This window comes from Bradyrhizobium sp. JR4.3 (assembly GCF_040547695.1).
GTDB classification, from domain to species: domain Bacteria; phylum Pseudomonadota; class Alphaproteobacteria; order Rhizobiales; family Xanthobacteraceae; genus Bradyrhizobium; species Bradyrhizobium canariense.
Map to the genome: position 1 here is coordinate 184,470 of NZ_JBEPQF010000008.1, position 26,872 is coordinate 211,341.

26 protein-coding genes and 1 pseudogene are annotated in these 26,872 nt (G+C 64.9%); 7 read left to right on the forward strand and 20 right to left on the reverse strand.

The annotated features are described in order from the left end of the window. Nucleotides 1-61: 61 nt before the first annotated feature. From ABIB91_RS15805 to ABIB91_RS15825, 5 genes are read right to left on the reverse strand one after another with little or no spacing between them, the layout of a single operon-like run. Complete coding sequence (locus ABIB91_RS15805; protein WP_354162371.1) at nucleotides 62-754, reverse strand: AprI/Inh family metalloprotease inhibitor; 693 nt, start codon at nucleotides 752-754, stop codon at nucleotides 62-64. After that, nucleotides 754-1,743, reverse strand: coding sequence for a 2-hydroxyacid dehydrogenase (locus ABIB91_RS15810; RefSeq protein ID WP_354162369.1), 990 nt, complete (start codon nucleotides 1,741-1,743; stop codon nucleotides 754-756). The genes ABIB91_RS15805 and ABIB91_RS15810 overlap by 1 nt, the downstream gene beginning before the upstream one ends. Further along, nucleotides 1,743-2,561 carry an ABC transporter permease gene (locus ABIB91_RS15815; RefSeq protein ID WP_354162366.1) on the reverse strand — a complete coding sequence of 273 codons (819 nt, stop codon included), beginning with the start codon at nucleotides 2,559-2,561 and terminating at the stop codon, nucleotides 1,743-1,745. Before ABIB91_RS15815 ends, ABIB91_RS15810 begins: the two co-directional genes overlap by 1 nt. Then, nucleotides 2,558-3,373, reverse strand: coding sequence for an ABC transporter ATP-binding protein (locus ABIB91_RS15820; protein ID WP_354162363.1), 816 nt, complete (start codon nucleotides 3,371-3,373; stop codon nucleotides 2,558-2,560). The genes ABIB91_RS15815 and ABIB91_RS15820 overlap by 4 nt, the downstream gene beginning before the upstream one ends. Before the next feature lie 10 nt (nucleotides 3,374-3,383). Beyond that, on the reverse strand, nucleotides 3,384-4,406 hold the full coding sequence (locus tag ABIB91_RS15825; RefSeq protein ID WP_027565862.1) for an ABC transporter substrate-binding protein: 1,023 nt from the start codon (nucleotides 4,404-4,406) through the stop codon (nucleotides 3,384-3,386). A gap of 138 nt (nucleotides 4,407-4,544) precedes the next feature. On the opposite strand from ABIB91_RS15825, the gene ABIB91_RS15830 reads away from it, so the two are divergent. The 3 genes from ABIB91_RS15830 (at nucleotide 4,545) to ABIB91_RS15840 (ending at nucleotide 8,117) form a co-directional block, all read left to right on the forward strand. Next, nucleotides 4,545-5,351: a creatininase family protein gene (locus ABIB91_RS15830; RefSeq protein WP_354162359.1), complete on the forward strand. Its 807-nt coding sequence runs from the start codon at nucleotides 4,545-4,547 to the stop codon at nucleotides 5,349-5,351. Between the two features lie 139 nt (nucleotides 5,352-5,490). Continuing rightward, entirely contained in the window at nucleotides 5,491-5,754 is a 264-nt protein-coding gene (locus tag ABIB91_RS15835; RefSeq protein ID WP_354162356.1) for a hypothetical protein, read from the forward strand. A 398-nt stretch (nucleotides 5,755-6,152) separates the two neighbouring features. Then, nucleotides 6,153-8,117, forward strand: a complete 1,965-nt coding sequence (locus ABIB91_RS15840) for a carbohydrate porin (RefSeq protein ID WP_354162762.1) — start codon at nucleotides 6,153-6,155, stop codon at nucleotides 8,115-8,117. Between the two features lie 7 nt (nucleotides 8,118-8,124). On the opposite strand, the gene ABIB91_RS15845 is transcribed toward ABIB91_RS15840, so the two are convergent. Together ABIB91_RS15845 and ABIB91_RS15850 are read right to left on the reverse strand one after the other, a co-directional pair. Beyond that, the gene (locus tag ABIB91_RS15845) at nucleotides 8,125-8,856 is read right to left on the reverse strand and encodes a sulfite exporter TauE/SafE family protein (RefSeq protein ID WP_354162353.1); all 732 of its coding nucleotides are present in this window, start codon (nucleotides 8,854-8,856) and stop codon (nucleotides 8,125-8,127) included. A 117-nt stretch (nucleotides 8,857-8,973) separates the two neighbouring features. Then, nucleotides 8,974-11,049, reverse strand: a complete 2,076-nt coding sequence (locus ABIB91_RS15850; protein ID WP_354162350.1) for a methyl-accepting chemotaxis protein — start codon at nucleotides 11,047-11,049, stop codon at nucleotides 8,974-8,976. 241 nt (nucleotides 11,050-11,290) lie between these two features. Between ABIB91_RS15850 and ABIB91_RS15855 the strand changes: the two genes are divergently transcribed. Then, nucleotides 11,291-12,586 (forward strand): hemolysin family protein, encoded by a 1,296-nt coding sequence (locus tag ABIB91_RS15855; protein ID WP_354162347.1) that lies wholly within the window; start codon nucleotides 11,291-11,293, stop codon nucleotides 12,584-12,586. Nucleotides 12,587-12,660: 74 nt separating this feature from the next. Here the strand turns inward: ABIB91_RS15855 and ABIB91_RS15860 are convergent, their stop codons facing one another. From ABIB91_RS15860 to ABIB91_RS15870, 3 genes are all read right to left on the reverse strand, one after another. Continuing rightward, on the reverse strand, nucleotides 12,661-12,903 hold the full coding sequence (locus ABIB91_RS15860) for a PilZ domain-containing protein (RefSeq protein WP_354162344.1): 243 nt from the start codon (nucleotides 12,901-12,903) through the stop codon (nucleotides 12,661-12,663). 99 nt (nucleotides 12,904-13,002) lie between these two features. Continuing rightward, a complete protein-coding gene (locus tag ABIB91_RS15865; protein ID WP_354162341.1) occupies nucleotides 13,003-14,724 on the reverse strand; it encodes an FMN-binding glutamate synthase family protein in 1,722 nt (573 codons plus the stop codon). 218 nt (nucleotides 14,725-14,942) lie between these two features. Beyond that, on the reverse strand, nucleotides 14,943-15,716 hold the full coding sequence (locus ABIB91_RS15870; protein ID WP_007597827.1) for a ferredoxin--NADP reductase: 774 nt from the start codon (nucleotides 15,714-15,716) through the stop codon (nucleotides 14,943-14,945). Nucleotides 15,717-15,867: 151 nt separating this feature from the next. On the opposite strand from ABIB91_RS15870, the gene ABIB91_RS15875 reads away from it, so the two are divergent. Together ABIB91_RS15875 and ABIB91_RS15880 are read left to right on the forward strand one after the other, a co-directional pair. Next, a complete protein-coding gene (locus ABIB91_RS15875) occupies nucleotides 15,868-16,110 on the forward strand; it encodes a hypothetical protein (RefSeq protein WP_354162338.1) in 243 nt (80 codons plus the stop codon). Nucleotides 16,111-16,115: 5 nt separating this feature from the next. Continuing rightward, nucleotides 16,116-16,919 (forward strand): ATP-grasp domain-containing protein, encoded by an 804-nt coding sequence (locus ABIB91_RS15880; protein ID WP_354162335.1) that lies wholly within the window; start codon nucleotides 16,116-16,118, stop codon nucleotides 16,917-16,919. A 19-nt stretch (nucleotides 16,920-16,938) separates the two neighbouring features. Here ABIB91_RS15880 and ABIB91_RS15885 read toward each other — a convergent pair whose 3' ends face one another. The 8 genes and pseudogenes from ABIB91_RS15885 to ABIB91_RS15920 all read right to left on the reverse strand — a co-directional run bounded on the left by ABIB91_RS15885 (nucleotide 16,939) and on the right by ABIB91_RS15920 (nucleotide 25,044). Then, complete coding sequence (locus tag ABIB91_RS15885; protein ID WP_354162332.1) at nucleotides 16,939-17,787, reverse strand: amidohydrolase family protein; 849 nt, start codon at nucleotides 17,785-17,787, stop codon at nucleotides 16,939-16,941. Between the two features lie 99 nt (nucleotides 17,788-17,886). After that, nucleotides 17,887-18,141: pseudogene (locus tag ABIB91_RS15890) on the reverse strand (aldo/keto reductase); the annotation flags it as partial. Nucleotides 18,142-18,244: 103 nt separating this feature from the next. Then, nucleotides 18,245-19,177, reverse strand: a complete 933-nt coding sequence (locus ABIB91_RS15895) for a sugar-binding protein (RefSeq protein ID WP_354162329.1) — start codon at nucleotides 19,175-19,177, stop codon at nucleotides 18,245-18,247. Nucleotides 19,178-19,271: 94 nt separating this feature from the next. Continuing rightward, nucleotides 19,272-20,354, reverse strand: a complete 1,083-nt coding sequence (locus tag ABIB91_RS15900; protein ID WP_354162326.1) for an ABC transporter permease — start codon at nucleotides 20,352-20,354, stop codon at nucleotides 19,272-19,274. Next, nucleotides 20,354-21,112, reverse strand: coding sequence for an ATP-binding cassette domain-containing protein (locus ABIB91_RS15905; protein WP_007597833.1), 759 nt, complete (start codon nucleotides 21,110-21,112; stop codon nucleotides 20,354-20,356). Before ABIB91_RS15905 ends, ABIB91_RS15900 begins: the two co-directional genes overlap by 1 nt. A 12-nt stretch (nucleotides 21,113-21,124) precedes the next feature. After that, a complete protein-coding gene (xylA, locus tag ABIB91_RS15910) occupies nucleotides 21,125-22,447 on the reverse strand; it encodes a xylose isomerase (protein WP_354162323.1) in 1,323 nt (440 codons plus the stop codon). After that, nucleotides 22,448-23,902, reverse strand: a complete 1,455-nt coding sequence (gene xylB, locus ABIB91_RS15915) for a xylulokinase (RefSeq protein WP_354162320.1) — start codon at nucleotides 23,900-23,902, stop codon at nucleotides 22,448-22,450. An 83-nt stretch (nucleotides 23,903-23,985) separates the two neighbouring features. Beyond that, a complete protein-coding gene (locus ABIB91_RS15920) occupies nucleotides 23,986-25,044 on the reverse strand; it encodes a LacI family DNA-binding transcriptional regulator (protein WP_354162317.1) in 1,059 nt (352 codons plus the stop codon). A 112-nt stretch (nucleotides 25,045-25,156) separates the two neighbouring features. Here ABIB91_RS15920 and ABIB91_RS15925 point away from each other — a divergent pair, with 112 nt between their 5' ends. Continuing rightward, complete coding sequence (locus ABIB91_RS15925) at nucleotides 25,157-25,684, forward strand: DUF1003 domain-containing protein (RefSeq protein ID WP_354162314.1); 528 nt, start codon at nucleotides 25,157-25,159, stop codon at nucleotides 25,682-25,684. A gap of 1 nt (nucleotide 25,685) precedes the next feature. On the opposite strand, the gene ABIB91_RS15930 is transcribed toward ABIB91_RS15925, so the two are convergent. Continuing rightward, the gene (locus tag ABIB91_RS15930) at nucleotides 25,686-26,153 is read right to left on the reverse strand and encodes a GNAT family N-acetyltransferase (protein WP_354162311.1); all 468 of its coding nucleotides are present in this window, start codon (nucleotides 26,151-26,153) and stop codon (nucleotides 25,686-25,688) included. A gap of 10 nt (nucleotides 26,154-26,163) precedes the next feature. Continuing rightward, nucleotides 26,164-26,745 (reverse strand): helix-turn-helix domain-containing protein, encoded by a 582-nt coding sequence (locus tag ABIB91_RS15935; protein ID WP_354162308.1) that lies wholly within the window; start codon nucleotides 26,743-26,745, stop codon nucleotides 26,164-26,166. Nucleotides 26,746-26,872: the final 127 nt, after the last annotated feature.

Sequence of the window (26,872 nt, forward strand, 5' to 3'; positions counted from 1 at the left end):
GACGATCCAGCCGGCGCCGGATCGACATCAGCAACGGGAAAATTGCGAGGCCGGGCGAACGCTACTGGCGCAGCATGATCAGGGGATCGGCGGTATCGGGGACGCGCCGCCATTGCGCGTTGTCGTCGGCCTCGAACTGCCAGGCCTCGCCGGCTTTCGACAGCAGGATGATCTGGCCGCGCTCCAGCCGCCATTGCGTCGGGTTGAACTGCGCGATGGCCGCATCGCATTTGGGCTTGAGGAAGACCTGGAAATTGTCCGGCCCGGCTTCCGTGTTGGTCAGCGTCAGCCCGCAGACAGGCTGGCCGTTGCCCCGCACGATCGACCAGTCGCCGATCATCTGGTCCATCGACTTCGCCATCGAGCGGGCGGCGGCGAGGTCTTGCAGGATGTAGACGCCCTCGCCCTGCCGCAGGCCTTCGAAGATGCCGGCCTCGACCTCGGTGAAGTCGATCACGGCTTCACCGCTCGAATCCTGCAGGCGGACGATGTCGAGGCCCCTGACGCTCCAGGCGACGATGTCCTTGGTGAAAGGCAGCGCGGCCTTGCAGGCTGGCTCCAGCTCGAGCTTGAAGCCTTGAGCGGCGGCGTCCGCCTTGAGCGTGACGACGCAGGTCTTGCTGCGCTCGGTGGTCGAGAGCTCCCACTGCCCGGGCATCTCCTTCTTCAGGGTCGTCGTATCCTGCGCCTGCGCGATGCCGATCGCGGCAACGCATGCCGCGATCACAGATGCTAGGACCCGAAGACCTCCCATCAGCGTGCCCTAAACGGCGTTTCCGCAACCGGCGTCAATGGCGCCTTGCCTGAGAACCAGGACTTGAGATTGTCGACCACGAGCTGATCCATCGCGTTGCGCGTCACCACCGAGGCCGAGCCGATATGCGGCAGCAGCACCACGTTCTGCATGGTCTTGAGCTCGTCCGGCACGTTCGGCTCGGCCGCGAACACATCGAGACCGGCGGCAAGGATGGTGCCGGACTTGAGCGCCTGGACCAGCGCCGGTTCGTCGATCACCGAGCCGCGCGCGACGTTGACCAGCACACCGCGCGGGCCGAGCGCCTTCAGCACCTCGGCATTGATCATCTTGTTCGTGCTGGCGCCACCGGGCACGATCACCATCAGCGTGTCCACGGCCTTCGCCATCTCGATCAGGTCCGGGTAGTGCTTGTAGGAGACGTCCTTGGACGGATTGCGGGTGTGATAGACCACCGGCACCAGCGAGGCATCGAGCCGGCGTGCGATCGCCTGTCCGATCCGGCCCATGCCCACGATGCCGACCTTGCGATCGCGCAGCGAGCCGACGCTGAGTGGATAGTTCTGGGTCTGCCAGAGACCCGAGCGCACATAACGGTCGGCCTTGATGAACTCACGCACGGTGGAGATCAGAAGTCCCATCGCGACGTCGGCGACCTCCTCGGTCAGCACGTCGGGCGTATTGGTGACGATGATGTTGTGCTCGGCGGCGTATTTGGCATCGACGTGGTCGTAGCCGACGCCGAAGCTCGCCACCATCTCGATCTTGGGCAATTGCGACAGCGAATTCTTGTCGGCGCGCACGGTGTGATAGGTCACCGCCACGCCGCGGATCTTTTCGCGGATTGCCGGCGTCAGCCGCTCGAGATCGCCCCGCGTCTCCGCCTTGTGCACGACGAAATGATCGGAAAACCCGTTCTCGAGGATCGGCCGGACCGGCCCATAAATCAGAAGGTCGATCTTTTCGGACGAAATCGAACCGGTGGTCATCAGTTGTCCTTTCCAAGCGCGCTCTCGTGCCAGCGCCGTAAAACGAGGTGGGAAACTAGCGCCAGCACCCCATAGATGACAATCCCGGCCAGCGACAACAGCAGCAGCGCTGCGAACATGCGGGGTATGTTCAAGCGGTAGCCTGATTCTGCGATCCTGTAGGCGAGCCCGGAGCCGGCGCCGGCCGTTCCCGCCGCGATCTCGGCCACGACCGCGCCGATCAGCGACAGGCCGCCGGCAATGCGCAGGCCGCCGAGAATATAAGGCAGCGCCGCCGGCAGCTTGAGAAAGCGCAGGGTCTGCTGCGGCGAGGCGCCATAGAGCTGGAACAGGCCGGCGAGGTTGCGATCGACCGAATTGAGCCCGAGCGTGGTGTTCGACAGCACCGGGAAAAAGGCGACGATGAAGGCGCAGACCACGACCGCGGTCTGCTGCTCCAGATAGATCAGCAGCAGCGGCGCGATCGCGATGACAGGCGTGACCTGAAGCACCACGGCATAGGGGAACAGCGATGCTTCCACCCATTTGGACTGGTTGAACAGCAGCGCCAGCGCGATGCCGCCGACGCTAGCCGCGACAAAACCTTCAAGCGTGGTCAGCAGCGTCGCGGCGAGCGATTGCGACAGCACCGCCCAGTCCTTGATCAGTGTCACGAATATGACGGAGGGCGCCGGCAGCACGTAAGGCGGGATGTCCTTGATGCGGACCACGAGTTCCCAGGCGAGAAGTCCCGCCGCGAACACGATGACCGGCAGCACGAAGCGCACCGCGCGTTTTGCGCCGGACGGCTTCGCAGTGACGGAAGCTTGCGCGTTCATAGCGTCGACTGCCCTGCATAGGACGGCGCCAGCGCCGCCGACACTTTCCGGCAACAATCGGAATAGGCGACTGAAGTGCGAAACTCCTCGCCACGCGGCTCGACCGTCTCGATGCGGAAGTCGGCCTGGATGCGGCCCGGCCGCGCCGTCATGACCACCACGCGCTGCGACAGATAGACGGATTCGAACACCGAATGCGTGACGAAGATGACTGTCTTGCCGAGCCTGCGCCACAGCGCGAGCAGATCGTCGTTGAGGCGGAAGCGCGTGATTTCGTCGAGCGCCGCGAACGGCTCGTCCATCAGGAGGATATCTGGGTCGGTGACGAGCGCGCGCGCCAGCGACACCCGCATCTTCATGCCGCCGGAGAGCTCGCGCGGAAAGGCGTCGGCGAAATCGGCAAGCCCGACGCTTGCCAGCGCCTCGTTGGCACGCGCGCGCGCTTCCGCCTTCGGAACGCCTGCGAGCTTCAGCGGCAATCGCACGTTCTCGCGTACGCTGGTCCAGGGCATCAGGGTCGGTTCCTGAAACACGAAGCCGATGCCATGACCTGGCTGCGCCTTATCCTCCCGACGCGCCAGCCTCACGATTCCGGACGACGGCGCGCTGAGCTCGGCAATCAACCGCAGCGCGGTGGATTTGCCGCAGCCTGAGGGGCCCAGCAGCGAGATGAACTCGCCCTTGCGCACCGCAAGATCGAGCGGGCCGAGCGCCAGCACGCCGTTGTCATAGGTCTTCGTCACGCCGCGCAGGCTGACAGCCAGGGCCGTCAGGCCGGCCTCGACCCCCGCCGACGTTTGGACTGATGACATCGGCCTTGCGCTACGGCTTGCTCGGGCGCAGCTCAGCGCCGACGCCCTTGTTGACGAAGCGCAGCGTATAGGATTTGCGGAAATCGAGGTCCGCCTTCACCACGCCCGCCTTCACCATCTTGTTGAAGAAGGAGGTGTAGCGCTCGTCGCTCATCGCGCCGATACCGTTCTTCAGCGAATCGCCGGAATCGACGATGCCATATTCCTTCATCTTGGCGACGGAATAGGCGAGCAGCTCGTCGGTCATCTCCGGATTGAGCTTCTTGATCATGGCGTTGCCCGCGGAATTGTCGCGGTAGATGTAATTGTACCAGCCGACCATGGAGGCATCGACAAAGCGCTGCACCAGGTCGGGCTTCTTCTCGACCACGTCGCGGCGGCTCTCGATCAGGGTCGAATAGGTGTTGAAGCCGTAATCGGCGAGCAGCAGCACGTTGGGCTTGAAGCCGGCGGCCTTCTCGACCGCGAAGGGCTCGGAGGTGACGTAGCCCTGCATCGCGCTCTTGGGATTGGCGATGAAGGGCTGCGGATTGAAATTGTAGGGGCGAACGTTCTTCTCGCTGAAACCGTATTCGGATTTCAGCCACTGGAAATAGCTGGTCATTCCCTCCTTGGAGACGAACAGCGTCAGCGGCTTGAGGTCCTCGATCTTGGCGACCTTGGCATCGGGCTGCGTCAGCATCACCTGCGGATCCTTCTGGAACACCGCGGCGATCGTGACGACCGGGACGTTGTTGGCGACCGCGTCGAACGACATCAGCGTGTTCGCGGCCATGAAGAAATCGATCTTGCCGGCGATCAGCAGCATCCGGTTGTTCTCGTTGGGCCCGCCGGGGACGATGGTGACGTCGAGGCCGTATTTCTTGTAGGTGCCGTCGGCGACCGCCTGGAAGAAGCCGCCATGCTCGGCCTCGGCGACCCAATTGGTGCCGAACATGACCTTGTCCAGGGTTTCGGCGCGCGCCGGAACGACCGAGACCAAAGCGGCCATCAAGCCCGCCGTTAAGGCTCGCCGCAGATGAGAAGGGCTCATGATGGGACTCCGTCGATCGCTTCTAGCCGATGTCCAAGCAACGCGATAAAACCGCAAGACATTCAGGGACGCGAGCCGGCCTGGCCCGCGTCCCCTGATAACCCAAATTACGTGACAAATTCGGGCAAAGAAACCTTGATGACGCCTTCCCGCGACTGGACCGAGATCCGCTGGGCCGATGCCGGCCCCGCCGAGGTGTCGCGCTGGATCGCAGTGCTGCCGCTGGCGGCGACCGAGCAGCACGGCCCGCATCTGCCGCTCGAGACTGACGTGCTGATCGCCGAGGCCTATCTGGCGCGGGTGCGCGAGCTCCTGCCCGAGAGCGCTCCGGCCAGTTTCCTGCCCGTTGAACCGATCGGGATTTCCACCGAGCATATCGACTATCCGGGCACGCAGACGCTGCCGACCGACATCGCGTTGAAAAAATGGACCGCGATCGGCGAAGACATCGCGCGCCGCGGATTGAAGAAGCTCGTCATCATCACCAGCCATGGCGGCAACAGCGCGGCCATGATGCTGATCGCGCAGGATCTTCGCGCGCATCAGAAGCTGTTCGTGGTGACGACGTCGTGGTCACGGCTGTCGGGCGCGGACAGCCTGTTCCCGGCCGACGAAGTGCGTCACGGCATTCACGGCGGCGCGGTCGAGACCTCGATCATGCTGGCGCGCTATCCCGATCGGGTGCGCCTTGAAGCGATCGCGGATTTTCCGGCGAACAGCATCGCGATGGAGCAGCAATATCGCTGGCTATCGACGCAGCGACCCGCACCATTCGCCTGGCAGGCGCAGGATCTCAACCCAAGCGGCGCTATCGGCAATGCGACGCTGGCCGTTGCCGCGAAGGGCGAGCAGCTGATCGACCACGGCGCCCGCGCCTTTTGCGAGCTGCTTGCCGAGGTTGATAACTTCGACGTGAACAGGCTCGCCAAAGGCCCGCTCGGCTAGCGCTCATCCTCCTGGAATCATTCGGGAAAGATCCAGACTCGAGCTCCGCTTTTGCCGGATTCGAACCGGACGCGCGGAGCCTCCGTCCAACTCGGTACGCGGGCCACAACGGACCGCCTCAACCCGGATGGAGTTTCACATGTCGCTCAAGACCAGAATTTTCGCAGTTGCCCTCACCGCGCTCACCTTGACCGGCAGCGTCGTGGCCACCACCTCGCAGGCGCAAGCCAAGCCGCTCGGCTGGGGCGTCGGCGTCGGCCTGGGCATCGCCACCGCCGCCGTCGTCGGCTCCGCGATCGCCGCCAGCAACGACCCCTATTACAACGGCTATCACCGCTGCGGCTGGGCAGCCCAGTACAACGCCTACGGCCAGTACGTTGGCCGCGTTCGTACCTGCTTCTGATTTTGCGTCCCTGAGGCCGATCTCACGTGGATCCTGCGTCCGACACGGGCGCCTCATCCACCCCGTGTCGTGCCCCCGACCCCGCCCGGATGTCCCCCCGGGCGGGGTCAACTGTTTTGGGGCCTCAGGAATTTGTTGCAGTCCCGTCACATCGCGGTGCGATCCATCCCCTGCGGCAATCCGCACCAGTTGCTATTGCGAATTAATCGCAATAAGGTTCGCAACAGGTTCAGGGGCTTGGGAAGAAGTCGCGCCGAATCGAGATCATCTGGTCCGATCGCGGAGCACCTAATCCTGATGACAGGGTCGCCGCGAATCGGCAGGGATAGTGCGGCGGGTGGGACACATTCGCGTTGGGGGCGTGCGTTTTGACGTTGAAGGGTCACCGTTACAGGTATTTGCGGACGGCCGGGGCGATTGCCTCGGGCGTATTGGCTTTTCCCGCCGCCAGCCGCGCGGCCGATCTGCCGCTGAAGGCACCTGCGCTGAAAGCGATCTACGACTGGACCGGCCTATATATCGGTGCACATACCGGTTTCACCCGCGGCACGTCCTCGGCCACGCTGACCGATCCCACGGTCGCGACCGACAATCACGTCTTCACCGGCGCGACCGGCGGCGTGCAGGCCGGCTACAATTGGCGGCTCAATTCGGGCTTCCTGCTCGGCGTCGAAGGCGACATCTCCTTTCCCAACTATCTGCCTTCCAACCATGTGGTGTCGTCGGCTGCGACCGCGCTGTCGAGCGCGGAGGAACGTTGGGACTATGTCGCGAGCCTGCGCGCGCGGCTCGGTTACACCACCGGCGCCTTTCTGGTCTACGCGACCGGCGGCGCCGCTTTTGCCGGCGAGCGCTTCCTCTCGACACCTGCAGGCGGCACTGAGGAGAAGGTGTTGAACACGCGGTTCGGCTGGACCGCCGGCGGCGGCGTCGAATATGCCTTCGCGCCGCACTGGAGCGCTCGGCTGGAATATCTCTACAGCAAGTTCGAGAACGCCCACGTCACCTTCCCCTCGGGCGCGCAATATTCGTCCTCGATGGATTTCCAGAGCCTGCGGATCGGCCTCAATCGCAAGATCGACTGGCCGGGCCTGCCGACCTACAACCCGAAGTCGGATGTGACGGACACCGAGTCCAGCCGCTGGGAGATTCACGGCCAGTCGACCGTGCTCGGGCAGGGCTACCCCGCGTTCCACGCGCCCTATACCGGACCGAACAGCCTGCTCCCGTCGCCGGATTTCCAGCAGACCTGGAGCAACTCGCTCTACCTGAATGCGCGGCTGTGGGATGGCGGCGAGGTCTACTTCAATCCCGAGCTGCTGCAGGGCTTTGGTTTCAACAACACGACGGGCGCTGCCGGCTTTCCCAACGGCGAAGCGCAGAAGTCCGGCTTTCCCTATCCGCACTTCAACGCCTCGCGACTGTTCGTGCGCCACACCTTCGGCTTCGGCGGCGAGCAGGAGGAGCTTGCCAGCGGCCAGTTTCAGCTTGCCGGCAAGGCCGACGTGTCGCGTCTGACTTTGCAGGTCGGAAAGCTCTCGGTGGTCGACGTCTTCGACGGCAATTCCTATGCCCACGACCCGCGCAAGGATTTCATGAACTGGTCGATCTGGGCATCCGGCGCCTTCGACTACGCCGCCGACAAGCTCGGCCTCGGCTATGGCGCAACGGCCGAATTGAATCAGAAGCAATGGGCGCTACGCGCCGGCTACTTCTTGATGGATGCCCAGTCCAACTCGAACAATTTCGACACGAATATCGGCCGCCGCGGCGAATACGTCACGGAGCTCGAGACGCGCTATTCGCTGTTCGGCCAGCCCGGCAAGCTGCGCATACTCGGCTTCGTCAACAGCGCTTTCTCCGGCAGCTATCGCGAGACGCTGGACAATCCCCTGCTCAACCTCGACATCAGCCAGACCCGTCGCGGCCGTCTCAAATACGGCTACGCGCTCAACCTCGAACAGGCGATCACAGACGACATCGGCGTGTTCGGCCGCTGGAGCTGGAACGACGGCCGCAACGAGATCATGGCCTTCACCGACATCGACCGCAGCCTGTCCGGCGGCGTCTCGGTGAAGGGAGCGAAATGGGGCCGGCCCGACGACGTCGTCGCCATTGCCGGCGCGATCAACGGCCTCTCGCAGGACCATCGAGACTTCATCGCCGCCGGCGGTCTCGGTCCGCTGATCGGCGACGGCCAGCTCAACTACCGCCGCGAACGCGTGCTGGAAACCTATTACGCCTACGCCCTGAACAAGGCGCTGACCTTCACTGCCGACTACCAGCTGATCGTCAATCCCGCCTACAACGCCGATCGCGGCCCGGTGTCGGTGTTCTCAGGGCGGCTGCACGGGGAGTTCTGAGCGCGGCTCAGAACAACAGCGCGACGCCCGAGACGAACAGCAGCGCGAGCACGATCTTGCGGAACGCGGCCTCGTCGATGCGGCCGAACAGTTTCAGTCCGAGCCACGTTCCTGCAAAGAGAAATGGCAGGCCGAGCGCGAACAGCTTTGCGGTCTCGAGCGTGAGCGAACCTTTGGCGCCCAGCAGGAGCGCCGCAATGGCGAACACCACGACCGCGACGGGCTGAAACGTGGCGCGCTGAACATCCTTGGGCAGGCCGCGCAGATTGCACCAGATGGTAACGATGATGCCGGCGAGGCCGGTCAGGCCACCAAGCACACCGTTGACGAAGCCGATCGTCATGTCTGCGGCCGGCGGCACGATTGTCGCGACCTTGAGCTGCGGCTTGAAGAACGCATAGAGGCTGTAGACGATCAGGATCGCCCCAACCGCGATGCGGACGCTCTTGGGATCGGCCGAGGTCAGGAGTGACACGCCGACCGGCACGCCCACGACGGCACCGATCATAAAGGGCCACAGCCGCCGCCAGTCGAGCGCCGCGCGCAACTTCCAGACCGAGTAGCCCTGAACCAGAAGGCCAAAGCCGACGATCAGGCTGGCGCTCTGAAGCGGCGTCAGCACGTAAAGCCACAGCGATGCCGCGACGAGGCCGAAGGCAAAGCCGGAAAGGCCGGCGACGAATGCGCCGGCAAAGGTGGCCAACAGGAAAAGCGGTAGTTCGATTGCGATCCCGTCCATTGCTCGCTCCAAACATCAGCGAGCAGCGCTTGCGTGGGATCACCACTTCACGGGGAGGCTGCGACATCCCCGGTGGTGCGAGCCTAGGTGAAGCCGCTTTCCTCCACAATGACCTTGTTACGCAGCCCGGATCGCGTCCAGGAACTTCCCGACCTCGATCTTGAGGCGGCTGCTCTCGCCGGACAGCGACTTCGCTGACGCGAGCACGGTGGAGGAGGCCGATCCGGTCTGGCTCGCGCCGCGCTGCACGTCGACGATGCTGGCGGAGACCTGCTGGGTGCCGCGCGCCGCCTGCTGCACGTTGCGGGAAATCTCCCGCGTTGCCGCGCCCTGCTCCTCGACCGCAGAGGCGATCGCCGATGCGATCTCGGACATGCGGGTGATGGTATCGCTGATCGACTTGATGGCGCCGACCGAATCCTCCGTCGCGCTCTGGATTCCCGTGATCTGCTGGCTGATCTCGCCGGTGGCCTTGGCGGTCTGCTCGGCCAGCGCCTTGACCTCGGAGGCGACCACGGCGAAGCCGCGCCCGGCCTCGCCGGCGCGCGCCGCCTCGATCGTTGCATTGAGCGCCAGAAGATTGGTCTGGCCCGCGATCTGGCTGATGAGCTCGACCACGTCGCCGATCCGGCCGGCAGCCTTGGCGAGCTCGCCGACATAGTCGTTGGTCCGCGCGGCCTGCTGCACCGCTTCGCTGGCCACCCGCGCGGAATCCTGGACCTGACGGCCGATCTCGTCGACCGAGGACGCCATTTCCTCCGCGGCCGCGGCAACGGTCTGCACGTTGGTGGAGGCCTGTTCGGAGGCGGCCGCGACCGTCGCGGTGACCTTTTCCGATTGATCGGCGGTACTCGTCAGCGTTCCCGCCGACACTTCCAGCTCCGACGATGCCGACGACACAGTGTTGATGACGTCGCCGATCAACGCTTCGAAATCGCGCGCGATCTGGTCCATGCGCTGGCTGCGCCGGAGTTTTGCCTCGGCTTCGACCGCGGCGGCCTCGTCGGCCGCCTTCTTGGCGGAGAGCGAGTCCTTGAAGTGCTGGAGCGATCCCGCCACCTGGCTGATCTCGTCATTGCGGCCCGTCACGGGAATCTCGACCTCGTGCTGCCCAGCGGCAAGCGTTGCGATCACGTCCGCGAGCCGGCCCAGCGGCGTCACCACGCGCCGGCGCAGCATCATGGTCACGCCAGCGAGTGTCCCCAGCAACGCCAGCACCGCCACGCCCGCGAGCGCGAGCATCGCAAGCGCGCCGTCGCGCGCGGCCGAGGCGCGCTCGGCAGCTTCGACCAAGGCGGCATCGCGCACGCCGTAGAACATCTGGATGGCGGGTACGATGACGTTGGCAAGCTCTTCGGCGTTGATGCCGTACTTGCCGTCGCCACGTGCCGCAGGCATTTCCTTGTCCACGACGAGCGCTGCCTTCCCGAAGTAAGAATCCGTCGCCGCCTTCAGCGCGGTGGCGATGCGGGGCGGGCTTCCGAGTTGGTCGATACCGGCCTCGATGCGCTCGCGGTCGGCCTCGACACGTCCCTGCATCCGATCCATCAGCGAAAATTCAGCCGCCGTGAGCGGTCGGCGTGCGCTCAGCGCCGGCGACAGCGAGGCGGCGCGACTGCCGGCCGAGACGCGCAGATCCTGCGCCGTTCGCGCCAGGCCCAACAGCGCCGCAAGCGAGGAATCGGCATTGATGACCTTCGCTTCGAGCCGGTTCATGATCGGCTCGATATTGCCGATGACCTCGGCAACGCCCGGAAGGAAGCCCTTGATCGCAGCGCTGTCGCGCGTCGCCAGCGGAACGCTCATCGCGCGATCTGCCGCGGTGGTGATATCCTTGAGCCGCCGCGCGGTACGGTCCAGGTTTTCGATCATTGGCCCGGAATCATCCAGCACCATGATGGCGCGCCTTGCCCCCTCGAACGCGACATCGACCGCTTTCGCCGCTTTCGCGGCGCCTTCGATCTGGACCTGGGTCGCAGCGTTCTCCTGGAAAATCGGCGAAATGTAGGGGGCACGAAGGCTGGCAATGTGCTGACTGACCGTCAGGGTCGCACCAAAGGCGTCGACCGTCTTGATCGCGTCGGAGCGGTTCGCGAAGATGCGCGCCTGGGGTATCAGCACCTCGGCGCCAAGGATGACTGCAAAAACCGTCACCGTCAGCATCGACAGCGCAAAGAGCTTCCCGATCCGCATCTGATCCCCCGAATACATTCCTGCAAATGCCGAAAACTTAGCCGGTTGCCGCTAAGAGCCCGTTAAGCAACGGCATGCCCGTAGTTCCGCGGAGTATTGGGCTTCGAGTGCCTTCCGGACGGTGTCGCCGAAGTTCCTTCGTGATGCCGGATACGACAGAATCGTCGGCATTTCTCCCCCGAATACCTATATCAAGGCCTGTGTCGCCATCCGCGCCACACTCCATTACCTCGGAACATCAATGCTCTCCGCCGAACTCGCCATCGTCGTCGTCCTGATCGTCATCAACGGCTTGCTGTCCATGTCCGAGCTGGCCGTGGTCTCGTCACGTCCGGCCCGGCTGTCGATGCTCGCCGCCAAGGGCGTCCGCGGCGCCGAGCGGGCGCTGACGCTCGCGGCCGATCCCGGCAAATTCCTCTCGACGGTGCAGATCGGGATCACACTGGTCGGCGTCCTCTCCGGCGCGTTCTCGGGCGCGACGCTCGGACAGCGGCTGACGCAATGGCTGCTCGAGCTCGGCCTGTCCGCAGGAATTGCCGACATCGTCGGCGTGGGCCTGGTTGTCACGCTCATCACCTACGCCACCCTGATCGTCGGCGAGCTGGTGCCGAAGCAGGTGGCGCTGCGTGACCCCGAGAGCATCGCGGTCAGGGTTGCACCCGCGATGCACGTGCTTGCGAAGGTCTCGCTGCCGCTGGTCTTCCTGCTCGATCTCTCCGGCAAGCTGATCCTCACGCTGCTCGGCCATGGCGGCAAGTCCGAAGAGAAGGTCTCGGAAGACGAGATCCATCATCTCGTCAGCGAAGCCGAAAGCGCGGGCGTGCTCGAGTCAGGTGAAAAGGAGATGATTGCGGGCGTGATGCGGCTCGGCGATCGGCCGGTCGGCGCGATCATGACGCCGCGCACGGAGGTCAACGAGATCGACCTGAACGATACGCCGGAGAGCATTCGAGCGACCATCGCCAAGAGCCCGCATTCACGCTTTCCCGTCTCCGACGGCGACCGCGACAAGCCGATTGGCGTGCTCCAGGCCAAGGACCTGCTGGTCGCCTTCATGAACGAGCGCACGCCGGATTTGCGCGTGCTGGTTCGCGAGGCGCCGGGCATTCCCGCCTCGGCCGATGCCCGCGACGTGCTGGCGATCCTCAAGGCTGCGCCGGTGCATGTGGGCCTCGTCTACGACGAATACGGCGCCTTCGAAGGCATCGTGACGACGGCTGACATTCTGGAATCGATCGTCGGCGCCTTCCATTCAGAGGAAGGCCCGCCGGAACCGGCCTACGTCAGGCGCGCGGACGATTCGCTGCTGGTCTCAGGCTGGATGCCGGTCGACGAATTCGGCGAGCTGCTCGGCATCGAACTGCCGCCGCACCGCTACAACACCGTCGCCGGCCTCGTGCTGCAACAGTTCAACGTGCTGCCTGATGTCGGCGACGCCTTCGACTTCGGCGACTGGCACATCGAGGTGGTCGATCTCGACGGACGGAGGATCGACAAGATTCTCGCGAGCCGGCGGAGCGAAGTAGAAACGGGGTGAGCGAGCGGCGACGTGTTGAAATGCAGATCGCCGCACTAAGCTTCACGTCGTCCCGGCCTAGTGCGCTGGAGCCCTCACCCGAACCTCACCCCGATCCGCTTTTCCTTGCGCCAGATCACGGTGCAGGCGAGATGTATTCCGTCGGCCTGGACGAACAGGCTGAAATGGTCGGGGATGCCGACGGGACTGCTGACGTCGAGCGCGGCGCCGGTATCGGACAGGTTGCGGATGGTGCAGTCGATCGCGCCGCCGCCGCCGAACTCGATCGTTCCGGCCTTCAGCACGCGATGCCTTGCCTTGTCGCGCCGCTCATCCATGGCGACAATCTACACCCAAAGTTGAACCAAACGTTAAACGCAGCCCTCGTTGCGATGCTTTTGCGCGCGGGGCCTGCGGCCTTGCAAGTGGACCGGCGCCTACAGCGCCGGCTGGAACGTCTCTGTCCGCGCCATCCGCCAGGCGTCGCGGAAGCGCGGGTCTTCGGTGCCTTCGAGCAGTTCGCCCGGACGCAGCGACGGATAAAGCTGCGCGAACGATTTCACGTCCGTCGTCGAGGTGCGCTGCGAGAAATGGATCGGGCGCAGCTGCTGCGGATGTTCGAGACCGGCCGCGGCGATCAGCTCGGTCAGCGAGTGCAGCGTCGCAAGGTGATAATTGTGCACGCGGTCGATCTTGAGCGGCACATAGAGCGCGCGCGCCCGCGTCGGGTCCTGGGTCGCGACACCGGTCGGGCAACGGTCGGTGTGGCAGCTCAGCGACTGGATGCAGCCGAGCGAGAACATGAAGCCGCGCGCCGAATTGCAGTAGTCCGCGCCGATCGACATGGCACGTGCCATGTCGAACGCGGTGGCGATCTTGCCAGAGGCGCCGATCTTGATGCGGTCGCGCGCGTTGATGCCTATCAGAGCGTTGTGGACGAAATTGACGCCCTCCCGCATCGGCATGCCCAAATGGTCCATGAACTCGAGCGGCGCGGCGCCGGTGCCGCCCTCGTTGCCGTCGACCACGATGAAGTCAGGATAGATGCCGGTCTCGATCATTGCCTTGCAGATCGCCAAAAATTCCCAGGGATGGCCGATGCACAGCTTGAAGCCGGTCGGCTTGCCGCCGGCGAGCTTTCGCATCTCGCCGATGAACTGCATCATGCCGACAGGTGTCGAGAAGGCGCGATGCGAGGCCGGCGAGATACAATCCTCACCCATCGCGACGCCGCGGATCTTGGAAATCTCCTCCGAGACTTTCGCCGCCGGCAGCACGCCGCCATGACCGGGCTTGGCGCCCTGGCTGATCTTGAGCTCGACCATCTTGATCTGGTCCTGGCTCGCGACGCGCGCGAAAGCTTCCGGATCGAAGGCGCCGTCGAGATGACGGCAGCCGAAATAGCCCGAACCGATCTCCCAGATGATGTCGCCGCCCATCTCCGCGTGATAGGGGCTGAAGCCGCCCTCGCCGGTGTCGTGCGCGAAGCCGCCCTTCTTGGCGCCGGCATTCAGCGCGCGCACGGCGTTCGGGCTGAGCGCGCCAAAACTCATCGCGGAGATGTTGAACACCGAAGCCGAATACGGCTTGGCGCAATCCGGGCCGCCGATGGTGACGCGGAATTTCTCCTCGGCATGCGCCTTCGGCGACACCGAATGATGCATCCACTCATAACCCTCGCGGTAGACGTCCTCCTGGGTGCCGAACGGACGCTTGTCGAGCTGCATCTTCGCGCGCTGGTAGACCACCGCACGGATGTCGCGCGAGAACGGCATGCCGTCCTTCTCGCTCTCGAAGAAGTACTGCCGCATCTCCGGGCGAATTTCTTCGAGCAGGAAGCGGATATGCGCCGAGATCGGGTAGTTGCGCAGGACGGCGTGGCCCTTCTGCATGAGGTCGCGGACGCCCAGCAGCGTCAACGCGCCGAAGATCAGGATCGGGATCAGCAGGATGTCGAAGATCTTGCGGTCGGCGATGCCGATGCCGATTAGCAGCGCGGTGACCACCGCGCAGATCGTCAGGACGATGAAGCGCGGGGAGAATGGCAGCAGCAGGGTTTCCATGATCCCCTCTTCCGCCAGCGGCAGCCGTTTGGCGGATACGTTGGGCGATAAGTGAGGCGATTCCTGCGTCTTATTCTCGTCGGCCACGATTCCCATCCTCTCGCCAGCATGAGGCGGTACGATACGCCCGCGCCTGTCATACGGATATGACGCGGCGGTTGTTTCAGGCTAGCGAATTCGGCGGGGACAAATCAATCAGCCCGATGGGCGGGCTGCTGCGGTGCAGCAGAGCCCGGAATGGATGGCCATTAACCGGTCAAGGTGCTTTACCCAGGCAAGCGTCCTGGCTTTCGCCAGGACGACGCCGAGAGGGCCTACCGCTCGACGAAGGCCTTTTCGATCACGAAATGGCCGGGCTTGTTGCCGGAGCCCTCGACGAAGTCGCGGCCCTCGAACATCAGTTTCAGCTCTTCGAGCATCGCCGGGCTGCCGCACATCATGATGCGGTCGGTCGCAATGTCGAGCGGACCCTGGCCGATGTCGTTGAAGATCTGCTCGGAGCTGATGAGATCGGTGATGCGGCCGCGGTTCTTGAACGGCTCGCGGGTCACGGTCGGGTAGTAGATGAGCTTGTCCGCAAGCAACTCCCCGAACAGTTCGTCCTCGCGAAGACCGGCGACGAGCTTCTCGCCATAGGCGAGCTCGGAGACCTGACGGCAGCCATGCACCAGCACGATGCTGTCGAATTGGTCGTAAACCTCGGGGTCCTTGATCAGGCTGGCGAAGGGCGCCAAGCCCGTGCCGGTCGAGAGCAGCATCAGCCGCTTGCCGGGGATGAGGTTGTCGGTGATCAGCGTGCCGGTCGCCTTGCGGCCGACCAGGATGGTGTCGCCTTCCTTGATCTTCTGGAGACGCGACGTCAGCGGGCCGTCCTGAACCTTGATCGAGAAGAACTCGAGCTCTTCCTCGTGGTTGGCGCTCGCCATGCTGTAGGCGCGGAGCAGCGGGCGGCCCTCAACCTCGAGGCCGATCATCGCGAACTGGCCGTTCTGGAAGCGGAAGCCGGAATCCCGGGTTGCGCGAAAGCTGAACAGGGTGTCGGTCCAGTGCTGGACGGAAAGAACCTTCTCTCGGTAAAACGCGCTCATGATTTTCGATATTCCGAATAACTGCGGTTTTAGGGCAAAAGCGTTGCCCGACCCCTGAAAGCGGAGCGGACACCATTGCCATGGCGGAGGATTTCGCGAGTGTGATCTACGCCATTGAGACCAATAATCAACCTCGTTCCGGATGCAATTGATGCCGGTCAAACCGGCATTTGCGGCGGAAATGGTCACACCATTAATGATCTGCTGTCCGGCGCATGCGGAGGGCAATTTCTTTTCCCTCCGGGGCTCGAATACAGCACTTAATTTCCGTAGTGCTCGCGAGAATTTCATTAAGAATAGCTCTGATTTCACCCCCGTTTGGCGCCGTTTCCCGGATTTTTGCGGCTTTTGGCGCCAAGATCGACTGGAACTGACGACTGGGACTGGCGACTGAGACACATGGCGAGTGGCGAGCGGACCTTCGTGCAGGCGATCAAGCGCTATTGCGCAACCCATGGCATCGCGCTCGAAGTCCGCGCCGATGGCTGGCTGCTCGCGATGCGCCGGGGCGAGCAGCGCCGCTTCGCGTTCGGCTACGACATCGGCCTCAACAGCGCCATCGCGCACCGCCTGGCCAACGACAAATCGGCCGCCGCCGAGGTGCTGGCGCTCGAGGGCGTGCCCTGCATTCCCCATCGCCTCTTCCTCAATCCGAAGTTGGGCGAGAAGGTTGTCGGCGTCGCCTGGCGAGAGACCATGCTGGCGTTGCTTCACGACAATCCGCAAGGCGTGGTGGTGAAGCCGAACGACGGGACGTCGGGACGATCCGTCTTCAGGGTAACGACGGAAACAGAGCTCGATCATGCGGTTTGCGAAGCCTTTTCGATGAGCGCCGGACTCGTGATCTCACCCTATGTCGTGATCGAGGATGAAGTTCGCGTGGTACTGCTCGACGATGTGCCACTCGTCGTCTACAGCAAGCAGCTTGGCCCGGATTGGCGGCACAATCTCGATGCGGGTGCAACGCCCGTGCTGATGCGGGACGACGATCTACGCACAGCCTGCGCAAAGCTCGCCATCGATGCCGCCAATGCCATCGGCATCACCTTCGCATCGATCGACCTCGTGCACGTCGACGGCGTCTGGCGTGTGCTCGAGATCAACTCAGGCGTGATGATGGAGACGCTGGCGAAGCTGCATCCGGAGCTGGTGCAGACGACGTACGATGCGGCGCTGGATCGGGTGTTCGGGGACGAACACTGAGCGACACGCGCTGGCGACTTCAGCTCACCGCCAGCCGATACGCAGCCTTGGCATTCACGCCGAACGCCTTCTCCCGCACCTGCGGCCCGAGCTCCATCAGGCACGCCTCCAGCGCGCCCTTGATCTCGCCATAGCTTCCCGCGAGCAAACATACCGGCCAGTCCGAGCCGAAGATCAGGCGATTCTCGCCAAAGCATGTCGCGGCGTGCGCGACGAACGGAAACAGCCGCTCCGCATTCCAGTCGCTCCACACCGCTTCCGTCGCCAGTCCCGAGACCTTGCACCAGACATTGCCGCAGGCCGCGAGTGCCGCGATGCCATTGGACCATTCAGTGCTTCCGCCATCGGCGATCGGCGGCTTGGCTGCGTGGTCGAGCACGAAGCGCGCCTGCGGGAACGCTTGTGCGGTTGCGATCGCGGCCGGCAGCTCGCGGGTGCGGACCAGGAAATCGTAGGCGAGATCGTGCGCGAACACGGCCGTGAGGCCGCGCTGGACGTCCTCGCGCAACAGCCAATCCGGGTCGGCCTCGTCATGGACCTGGTGGCGGATGCCGACCAGCTTGTCGCCGCCGGGCGAAGCACGCAACTGCTCCAGCGTCTCGCCAAGTTCAGCGTCGGTCAGATCGGCCCAGCCGACGATGCCAATCACTGAGGGCGTCGCATGCGCGATCCGCAAAAATTCCTCGGTCTCCGCCAGTGCGGAGCGGCACTGCACCAGAATGCTCGCGTCGATGCCGTTGGCTTTCAAGAGCGGCGCGAGATCAGCCGGACCGAAGGCACGCCGGATCGGCGTGAGCTCGGGCGCGTCCATCCAGGGATAGTCGGCGCGCGCGGGATCCCAGAAATGCTGGTGAGCGTCGACGATCATGCCTTACGCTCCGCCCGGCAATGGCGCGCGGGCATCGACGAGTTTTCGCCCACGCAGCTCCCAGCTCATCTGCGTGCCGTGCTTGCGGCAGAGCTCGTCGAGCAGGCGATCGACCTTGGTCGAGATGGCGCAGGAGTCACGGGGTTGTTGCCGCAGGAATGCGCCAAGGCGTCGCTCCGCGAGGCCAAAGCCGTAGAGCGGCGCGGTGTCGAAGAAGCGGATTCCGAGCGACCAGGCGCGGGCGATGGTCGCTTCCGCATCGGCATCGCTGACGGGGGTGAACAATCCGCCGAGCGGGGCGGAACCGAGGCCGAGTGAGGTGACATCGAGAGAGCCGAGCCGCGACCTTTTCATTCCCATTGCCTCAACAGTCTTCCTCGACAGCCAAAATCATCTCTCCCGCTTGCGAAAATCGCAAGCGGGAGAGGCACGCAGGAGCGCGGGGCTGGCGACGCTCCTACTTCAACATCTGCGCAACGTTGTCCTTGGTCACGAGATCGAGGCCGGTATAGACGATCTCCGGCACCTTCTCGCCCTTCTTGATCGCGAGCAGCGTGTCCATCGCCTTCTCGCCCATCTCGAACGGTCGCTGGCCAACCAGCGCATTGGCATAGCCATCGCGCAACAGCTCGAGCTGCATCTTCAGCGTATCGGCCACGACAAGCGTGAACTTGCCGGAATCGATATCCTTCTTGTACCTGGACGCGAAGGCCTTGAAGCCTTCGGGGGCGAACATCGGCCAGCCGCCGATGGGAACGATCGCGGCGAGGTCGGGCGTCGCGGTGCGCATGTCAGTCATCTGCTGAACCGCCAGCGCGGGATCGTCGTTGCAGAACGTCGGCGAGCCCGCGACCTCGGTCCATTTCGAGCCCTTCAACGCCTCGCGGACGCCGTCGACGCGTTCGGCGAGGTTCTTGGCGCCGGGACCACCCGAGACCATGGCGTATTTGCCACCGTCGGGCCGCAACTTCAGGAGCTGCTTGCCGAGGGCGACGCCGAACTCCTTGTTGTTGGTTCCGATATAGGCGATGCGCTTGGCGCCGGGCGCATCGGCGTCGAAGGTGATGACGGGGATGCCGGCCGCCGTCGCCGCGTCGATCGACTTGGTCATCGCCGCGACGTCGGCAACCGAAATGGCGAGGCCGTCGACCTTCTGGGTGACGAAGTCCTGGATGATCTGGGCCTGCGTCGCCGGCTCGTGTTCGACCGGCCCCTTGTAGATGCACTCGATATTGCCGAGCTCCTTGGCACGCTTCAGGCACCCGTCGCGCGCGAAGTCGAAGAACGGATTGTTCATCGCCTTGGGCACGATCACGAACCGGTAGTTTGCGGCAAACGCCGGCGTAGCCATCATCGCGACCGCGATTCCGGCAAAAACAAATTTCCTCATCGTCTCCTCCACCCTTCTTTGGCGCCTGTCCTCTCAAGATCGTCCGGGAAGCGGACAGGCGGCATTTTCGTTGCCGTCCCGGAGCGACGTCGTTTCAGATCATCCGCGAGCGGATGCGGTCGACCAATACGGCCAGGATGATGATCACGCCCACCAGCGTCTGCTGCCAGTAGGAGCTGACCTGGGCGAGCACGAGGCCGTTGCGGATCACCTCGAGCAGCACGCAGCCGACGATGGCGCCGAGCGGACCGCCGATGCCGCCGGCGAGATTGGCACCGCCGATGACGGCCGCAGCGATCACATTGAGCTCGTAGGACGTCGCCATGTTGGCCGGCGCCGACCCGAGCCAGCCGGAGATGATGATGCCCTGGAGGCCTGCGGCGAGCGCGCAGATCACATAAACCTCGATCTTCACCCGCACGACCGGGATGCCGGTGAGTTCGGCCGCCTTCTCGTTGCCGCCGAGCGCGAACACGTGACGGCCGAACGCGCTGTGGTGCAGCAGCACGGCCATCGCCAGCGCGAGGACGATCAGATAAATGAATGGCACCGGCACGCCGAGCACGTCGCCCGAGGTGAGCGCGTAGAAATAATCGGCATCCGGCCCACCTGGAAAGCTGCCGCGTCCGTTCGAAACGACATAGCCGAGCCCGCGCACGATCGAGAGCATGCCGAGCGTGGTGACGAACGGCGACAGGCCGAGCACCGCGATACAGAAGCCGTTGACGAGGCCGGCGAGCAGCGCGACGCCGAGGCCGGCGAGAAGCGAGACCACCAGGATCAGGCCGGGGACATTGGCGAGCACGGTCTTGCCGTCGGCCGCCAGGTGCACGAACAGGGAGCCCGCGGGCGAGCCTGGCGCCGACAGCTCGGTCATCACCATCGAGGTGATCATGGCGGAGAAGCACATCATGGAGCCGACCGACAGATCGATGCCGCCGGTGATGATCACGAATGTGACGCCGAGGGTGGCAATGGCGATGAAGGAGAAATTCTTCGCCACGTTCTGCATGTTGCCTTCGGTGAAAAAGTACGGGCTGGCGAAATGCATGATTACCAGCAGCACGGCGAGTGCGAGCAGGACATAGCCGGTCTGGGACGCGAAGATGCCGCGCTGCCACCATCTGATCTTGCCGATGTTCGAGAAGGTGATCGGGGATTCCAAGGGCATGGCCATCACGCCGCCTCCTTCGCGCCGGTGATCAGGGCGGTGACCTCCTCGGGGGAGGTCTGGTGGATGGGCTTGTCGGCCCGCTTTTCGCCGCGGCGCATGACGATGACGCGGTCGCACACCGCGAACACGTCGGGCATGCGGTGCGAGATCAGCATCACGGCAACGCCCTGCTCCTTCAGCCGGTGGATCAGGCCGAGCACCTGCTCGACCTGGCGGACCGAGATCGCGGCCGTGGGCTCGTCCATCATGACCAGCTTCGCGTTGGAGAGCCGCGTCCGCGCGATCGCAACCGCCTGGCGCTGGCCGCCCGACATCTGCTTGACGAGATCGTCGGGACGCGTTTCCGAACGCAGCTCGCCGAACAGCTCCAGCGCACGCGCCGCCATCGCCTTGTGGTCGAGCAACGCGAACGGCCCGATCCTGCGCTTCAGCTCGCGGCCGAGAAAGACGTTGGCCGCTGCGGTGAGATTGTCGGCGAGCGCAAGGTCCTGATAGACCACCTCGATGCCGACGCCGCGGGCATCGACGGGCCGGTTGAAATGAACCGCACTGCCGGCGAAGCGGATTTCGCCGTGGCTGGGGCGGAAATTGCCGGCGATGATCTTGACCAGCGTCGACTTGCCCGCGCCGTTGTCGCCCATCAGGCCGACGACCTCGCCGGGGAGGACCTGCATGTCGACATCATGCAGCGCGCGGATGGCGCCGAACTCCTTGCCGATGCCGGTCAGCTCGAGGACCGGTGTCGCTTGTGCATTTGTCATCAGCGGCCTTCCTCAGACGTAGCGGTTGACGAGGGATTCAAGATATTCCTGCCGACCCGAGCGCGGCTGCGGGTCAAAGCCCTGGCCGTGCGCACGGTCGGCAAGTTCGGCGAGCGAGCGCTGGCCGCCGAGAATGGCGCGGCCCTCGGGCCCGGCCCATCCCTCATAGCGTTTCGCGAGCGGCGCAGTGAGCACGCCCGCGTCGAGCATGTCCGCGGCAGCGAGCAACGCACGCGCGCAGGCATCCATCGAGCCGACATGGGCATGGATCAGATCGTCGGGATCGATCGACTGGCGCCGGATCTTGGCGTCGAAATTCAGCCCGCCCGAGCTGAAGCCGCCGCGGCTCAGGAGCTCGTGGAACACCAGGGCAAGCTCGGGCACGTTCATCGCGAACTGGTCGGTGTCCCAGCCGAGCAGATCGTCGCCGCGGTTGATGTCGAGCGAGCCGAACACACCCAGCGCCTCCGCGAGCGCGACCTCGTGATGGAAGGAGTGGCCGGCGAGGATGGCGTGGTTCTGCTCGATGTTGAGCTTGACGTCCTTCAGCAGGTCGTAACGCGCGAGGAAGCCGTAGCAGGTCGCGACGTCGAAATCATATTGGTGCTTGGTCGGCTCCTTCGGCTTCGGCTCGATCAGGATCGGCCCCTTGAAGCCGATCTTGTGCTTGTGCTCGACGACCAGCGAGACGAAGCGGCCGAGCTGGTCGAGCTCGCGCTTGAGATCGGTGTTGAGCAGCGTCTCGTAGCCCTCGCGCCCGCCCCACAGCACGTAGTTCTGACCGCCGAGCCGGTGCGTCACCTCCAGCGCGGCGCGGACCTGGCCGGCGGCATAGGTGAAGATCTCGGGGTCGGGATTGGTGGCCGCGCCCGCCATGTAGCGGCGATGCGTGAACAAATTGGCGGTGCCCCAGAGCAGGCGCACTTTGCTCGAGGCCATCTTCGCTTCGAACAGATCGGCGATGGCATTGAGGTTGGCGACGGATTCGCCAAGCGAGTTACCTTCCGGCGCCGCATCGACGTCGTGGAAGGTGAAGAAGGGCACGTCGAGCAGACGAAACAGTTCGAAGGCGACGTCAGCCTTGGCGCGCGCCTGCGCCATCGCATCGGCGCCGTGATGCCAGGGTCGCAGGAACGTCTCGCCGCCAAAGGGATCGCCGCCGGGCCAACACAACGAATGCCAATAGCAGACCGCAAAGCGCAGATGGTCCTCCATCCTGCGGCCATGGACGAGGCGGTCCTTATCGTACCAGCGGAAGGCAGGCGCGTTTCCCGCATCCCCGCCGGCGAAGGCGACAGGTACGCTTGTATCGAAGAATTTCGCTGACGCAGTCACTTAGGCACACTCCTTCAACGCGGGATAAAGTTCGCGCCAGCGGCGATAGGCCTCATCATAGGCCGCAGCCACGGATGCGCGAGGCGTAAAGCTCGCGAGCCGGCGCGGACGGGTGCAAACCGCAGCCGCGTCTTCGCCGGTGGCGGCGAGCCGTCCGAGCCTGGCGGCGCCGAGCGCCGCCCCGACCTCGCCCTCCTCGACGCGGTGGACGGGAATGCCGAGCACATCTGCGCAGATCTGCGCCCACAGCGGCGAGCGCGAGCCGCCGCCGACGAGATCGGCCTCGGGAAGCGGTCCGCCGGCCGCGCTCAGCGCCGCCAGATTGTCGCGCGCGGCGAAGGCGACGCCTTCGAGCACGGCCTGAACGATCTGGGAGCGCCCGGTCGCACCGCGCAGGCCGACAAAGGCACCGCTGGCGGCGGCATCGTTGTGCGGCGTGCGCTCGCCGTCGAGATAGGGCAGGAATTTGACCGGACTCGGTCCATCGACGCGCTCGCCGAGCGGCGCCAGCAGCGCTGCGGCCGGAACCTCCATCACGCCGGCGAGCCAGGCCAGCGAAGCCGCAGCCGACAGCATCACGCCCATCTGATGCCAGCGGCTGGGCAGCGCGTGACAGAACGCATGGACCGCCGAGGCCGGCGCCGGCGCGAACCGATCAGTGACGCGGAACACCACGCCGGATGTGCCAAGCGACAGGAAGGCATCGCCCGGCGCGATGGCGCCGAGCCCGATCGCGCTCGCGGCATTGTCGCCGGCGCCGCCGGCGACCACGACATTCTTTGCCATGCCCCAGCGTTGCGCGTAATCCGGCGCGAGCGTCGCGCTAACCTCGCTGCCCTCGACAAGGCGCGGCATGTGATGGAGATCGAGCCCCGTGGCATGCAGCAGCAGGGCCGACCAGCGGCGCAGACCGACGTCGAGCCATAGCGTGCCGGCCGCGTCCGACATGTCCTCGATCATCTCGCCGGTCAGGCGATAGCGCACATAGGCCTTGGGCAGCAGCACCTTTGCGACGCGCGCGAAGATTTTTGGCTCATGCCTGGCGACCCAGAGCAGCTTCGGCGCGGTGAAGCCGGGCATGGCCAGATTACCGGCGATGGTGTGCAACGAGGGGCAGCGCCGCTCCAGCGCGACGCATTCGGCGTGCGAGCGGCCGTCGTTCCAGAGGATCGCGGGACGCAGCGGCCGTCCGTCCTCGTCCAGCAGCGTCGCGCCATGCATCTGGCCGGATAGCCCGATGCCGCGCATCCGCGCGACCTCGCGCGGATGGCGCGCGGCAAGATCGTCGACCGCGCCGACCGCCGCATCGACCCAGCCATCGGGATCCTGCTCGGACCACAGCGGCGCCGGATGCGACAGCGCAAGCTCGCGCACCGCCGTCGCGAGAACCGCGCCGGCTTCGCTGACGAGCACCGCTTTCACACCCGATGTGCCGATGTCGATTCCGAGATACACGCCATCCTCCCTTTCGCCTGTTGCGGTGCGCGAACTCAAGGTCGCCTTATCCGCAACGGGGTCGTTTTGAATTCCACCTGCCGTTAAGGCAGATTGTCTCGCATCACGATGTCGATCCTGATCTTCTCCTGTTCGCGCAAGATCGGCTCGCCACGGGCGAGCGCGAGCAGCACGCGCACGGCGGCGCGCGCTTCGTGTCCGGGGTTCTGCGAGATCGCGGCATGCATCACGCCCTGCAGCAGCAGCCGGCGCGTCAGCGCGGTGAGGTCGTGTCCGACGAACACCACCTGCCTGTCGCGGCCCGCATCGCTCAAGGCCTTCTCATTCAACGCGTTGGCGACGCCTTGCGTGCCGGCGCCGACATTATAAAGACCCACAATATCGGTATGCCTGCCCAGCAGCCGCGCCAACAATTGTTCCGAACGCGCGTCCTCGTCGCGTCCTTCGAGCACCGGCAGCACGCTGAGGCCGGGGAATTCCGACGCCATCACCTGGTTGAAGCCAAAAATGCGCTCGGCATGGTCGCGCAGGCCCTGCGAGCCCGCGACGATCGCAACCTTGCCGGACTTTTGTCCGACCAGCCGCCCGACCAGCGCGCCGGCGGTGCGCCCCGCGGCAATGTTGTCGATACCGACATAATGGTGCCGGCGCGACGACGGCACGTCCGAGACCAGCGTCACGACCTTGGCGCCGGCATCGACGAGATCGTCGATGGCGGCGCGGACGCTGGGATGGTCCAGCGCCACCACGGCGATGCCGTCGTAATCATCCGAGAGCCCTTCAAGGGAAGCGGCGAGCACGGACGGATCGAACACGTCGGTCGCGACCGTCTCGACGCCGAGGCGGCGGGACGACAGCCAGCCCGACATCTCGCCGAGATAGTCCTGGATCTGCTGCATGAACGGGTTCGGCCCCGACGGCATCACGAAGGCGAAACGGCGGGCGCGGCCGCGGGCGAGCTCGGCGGCGGCCACGTGCGGCTGGAACGAATTGCGCTCGATCGCCTCCTTGACGCGCCGGACCGTATCCGGCCGCACGCCCGGACGATTGTGCAGGACGCGGTCCACCGTCGCGAGGCTGACGCCGGCCTGGCGGGCGATGTCCTTCAGCGTCAGCGCGGTCGTGGTGAGCGTCTCGGCCATGGCTGAAGGCTAGCAGAGGTGTTTTGAGGTACGCAACTCATTTTGAGGGGCGGCGAGCATTTTCCCTCGGCTGAGCCCAGGAACAGCTTTTCCCGTCCGCCGTTGCTGCCCCGTGCATAACGATATCACCCATGATCCCGGTGAGGGATTGAGCCCGACGCTCGAGCGCAACATCCAGGCCCTGGTCGAGCGCCGCCGCCGCGAGCAGCGCGGTGCCAGGGGTCAGGAAAAACTTGCCGATGCGATCACGGCGTTCACCGGCAGCATGGCGTTCGTCTATTTCCATGTCGCGGTGTTCGGCTTCTGGATCATCGCCAATCTGCACTGGCTGCCGGGAATCCCGGCCTGGGACGAGAGCTTCGTGGTGCTGGCGATGATTGCTTCGGTCGAGGCGATCTTCCTGTCGACATTCGTGCTGATCTCGCAGAACCGCATGAGCGCAGCAGCGGACAAGCGCGCCGATCTCGATCTCCAGATCAGCCTTCTCGCCGAGCACGAATTGACCAAGGTTGCCCGCCTGCTCACGCAGATCGCCGAGCGGCTCGACGTCCAGCCCGATTCGAAGCGCGATCTGGAGGAGGCAAGCCGGGACATCGCCCCCGAGCGCGTGCTCGACAGGATCGAGGAGACGCGCTCCTGAGCTATCGGCTCGCCGACAGATCCAGGGTCAGGAACAGGCTGTTGGGATCCTCGACATAGCCCTGGAACGGGCCGCAGAGGACAAAGCCATGCGCCCGGTAGAGCGCGTGCGCCGGCTTGAAATAGTCCCAGGAGCCGGTTTCGAGGCTGAGCCGCGCCATGCCGCGCGCGCGGGCTTCCGTGATGATGTGGCGGAGCATCTCACCGCCAAAGCCGCGCCGCCGCGTGGTCTGGAGCGTGTGCATCGACTTCACCTCGCCATGCGCTCCCGACAGCGACTTCAGCGCACCGGTGGCGACCAGCGTGTCGCCGTCCCAGCCGGTCCAGAACGCGACTTCCGGGGCACGAAGCCCAGCGAGATCAAGCGCATGCGCACTGCCCGGCGCGGTCTGTGCTCGCGCCGCCGCAACGTGATGGTCGAGCAGCGCGATGACGCGCGGATCAAAGGTGTCGCCGGTGCGGATCTGCATCGTCAGGGCCTCACATCTTGCCGTAGGACGCGCCGCGGCGCGTGATGATGACGTAGCGCGCGTCCTGTCTGGTCTCGTTCTCGAAGATCACCGCGCGCATCACGTCGAAGTCGAGACAGTCGCCTTCGCGCAGGCGAACCGCCTTGGCGTCGATGTGCACGGCGATCGCGCCCTCCAGCATCAGCAGCTGCTGGGTGAAGGCGTTGCGCCCCCAGGGGCTGTACGGCACCCGCGCGCCGGCCGGCAAATCGACGACGATAACCTCGATGCCGCTCGCCGCGTCCGCCGGCGAGGCGTGGCGGCGGCGATAGCCGCTGTCGGGATCGCGCCAGTGCGGTTGGTCGGCGAGCCGCACCAGCCGCTCCGGCGGCTTCTCGGCGAGCGCGACGACGTCGCTCAAGGACACATCGAGCGCCGCGCAGAGCTTGTTGAGCAGCGACGCCGTCGCACTGCTCTGCGCCCGCTCCACCCGCCCGATCATGGCCCGGCTGACGCCGGAGCGCGTGGCAAGCTCATTCAGCGTCATTCCGGCCTGCGTCCGCACCGTCTTCAATCGGCGACCGATCGCGCGGTCGAGCTTTTGCTGGTCCATGATCTCTGATCCAAACGTTGCCCGTCGCAGGGACCGCATCCGCCGGACGAGAAGATTAGGCCGGAGCAGCGGCGTATGCCGGGATCGAGGGGCTAATATATTGGAATCTTTGCGCGCCGGGCAGCAA